At 49.0% G+C, this 2,177-nt stretch carries 2 protein-coding genes; both read left to right on the top strand.

Annotated features, from left to right (window positions below):
* Window positions 1–885 (top strand): ankyrin repeat domain-containing protein (locus KDK13_RS05275; RefSeq protein ID WP_257283900.1); only part of this gene is annotated, 885 nt, incomplete at its 5' end.
* Between the two features lie 484 nt (window positions 886–1,369).
* Window positions 1,370–2,005 carry a hypothetical protein gene (locus KDK13_RS05270; RefSeq protein WP_257283899.1) on the top strand — a complete coding sequence of 212 codons (636 nt, stop codon included), beginning with the start codon at window positions 1,370–1,372 and terminating at the stop codon, window positions 2,003–2,005.
* The last annotated feature ends 172 nt before the right edge of the window (window positions 2,006–2,177 follow it).

The raw sequence follows: 2,177 nt of genomic DNA, 5'->3' as shown, positions 1-2,177 counted from the left end.
GGCCGCGCAGAGTGCGTCACGGAGTTGTTGAACACCACAGGCATTGACGTCAATGTGAAACATGACGATAACGTGACGCTCCTGCACTGTGCTGCCCTAGCAGGCCACGTAGTGTGTGTCAGGGCCTTATTGACCGCCGATGGCATTGACGTCAATGTGCAGAATGACGATGGCTTAACGCCCCTGCACTGTGCTGTCGCAGATGGCCACGCAGAGTGCATCAGGGAATTTCTGTCCGCCTGCGGCATTGACGTCAATATTAAGTGTGCCGATGGCTATACCCCCCTGTACTGCGCTGTTGCAGGAGACCTCGCAGAGTGCATCAAGTTATTACTGACCGCCGACAACATTGACGTCAATGTGAAAACAGGCGAGGGTATCACGCCCCTGCACTGCGCTGCCATGGAAGGTCATGCAGAGTGCATCTCGGCGTTATTGACCGACGACCGCATTGACGTCAATGTGACGTCTGACATAGGCTTCACGCCCCTGATCTTCGCTGTCCAATCTGGCTATACAGACTGCGTCATGGTGCTTTTGAACGCCAAAGGCATTGACGTCAATATGGCACTGCCTGGGGAATTTGCGCCCCTGCACTGGGCCGCCATAAATGACGACATTGAGTGCATCGCGCTGTTATTGAACGCCAAAGGCATTGACGTCAATGTGAAAACACCCGAGGGTATCACGCCCCTGCACTGCGCTGCCCGGTTTGGCCAGGCAGAGAGCATCAAAGCGTTACTTAAAGCTCCCGGCATTGACATCAGTTTAAAAACTAACGATGGCTGGACGGCCCGGGGCGCCGCACGCAAAAATGGCCATGCAGAGTGCGAAAGACTGCTGATTCCACTTTTTCCAGATCCGGGACTTGGCTCTGGTAATTGATAGCTGGAAATCGGGGTCAGTTCTTTGATTATGAATGCCCCGGGTTGATCATCAGAAAAAAGTTTCGTCAGGCAGGAACTATCTGTTAGCCAAGGGTTCTAACGATCAGGCCGGTAATAATTCATCCCTTTTTTGACTCAAAGCGTTATCTTGCAAAAACCAATGATGCTATTCATTGATACAGCCAGCCTGAAAGTGGTGTCCCCAAATCTAATTAAGGATACGGATGGCTATGACCCCAATAGCAGGTTCCAATGCGTATTCACTGCCTTTACCACCGTCTAAACCAGAGGGTAGTGAGGTTGTTTTCGCAGCTCCATTCAATGCCAGCGTTCAGATATCAGCCCCTTGTTCAAGCCAGTTTCCTGATTCCGGGGAGCGTCCCGGGCACTCGCTGGATGAACACCAAATTACTGCTCTAAAGTCTGGCGGCGCAAAAACAGAGTCTGTCAAATCACCGGCCAGGTTTCAGGAAAATGATATAGTGCTCGTTTACCCTTATCATGACTTTGATGGCAATTTTCCCCGTTTTGATTTGGAGGTAAGACTCGAAAAACTTAAAGAAAGGTTAGCTTTGCAATTACGTGAGGAATTGGCTTTGATAGATCTGGAAGATCTGGCAATCAGTCGTCAGGATTTGCCTTCCGAGGGGCTTACGTCAAGGTGGCTGGCTGATTACATATTTTCAAAGTTTCCTCCAGAGTTAACAGAATTCCTTAACAAAGACTGGTCTGGTAAAACGCTGTTTGCTCCCGAAGAGTATCAGGCCCTGGCAAGATTCCACTGTGCAATGACGATGTATGAAGAGAATAGAAGTTGCTCAATTAACTATACAGCAGCCTGGGAGGATGATGAATTTGAAGATTTTTTCATAAAGGAGTGCTTACCCCTTCGTGATGGCTGGACCAGAAAAGAAATCGAGTTAGTTCAGGGTGTGCTGAATCTTGGATTGGATCAGTATATGAAGTTTGAGCCTGACTATATTAAACCTTGCCATTATGGTCCTTTAAAAGCCGGATGTGTGACGATCTGCAAAAACTGTTCTTATGGCATCACTGAAAACTGGCAAACATACAATCACATCAAAAACCTTGAGAGCCAGCGGGCAAAGTTGTCATAACACCGCCACTGTTCCATACCGGTTAAAGAATCTGCAGCTGGGCAGCGAAAAATTAGAAAATACATTCACCGATCTGCAGGGCACCTATGCCGTCGGCCAGTGGCAGTGCATCCAGGTCACTAGGAGCCTGTCCGAGAATAGACTGCCCTACTGCGGTGGCAGCAAATTGGTC

It is taken from the genome of Endozoicomonas sp. SESOKO1 (assembly GCF_024606265.1).
GTDB lineage: Bacteria > Pseudomonadota > Gammaproteobacteria > Pseudomonadales > Endozoicomonadaceae > Endozoicomonas.
This window is presented reverse-complemented; position numbering and strand designations above follow the sequence as displayed.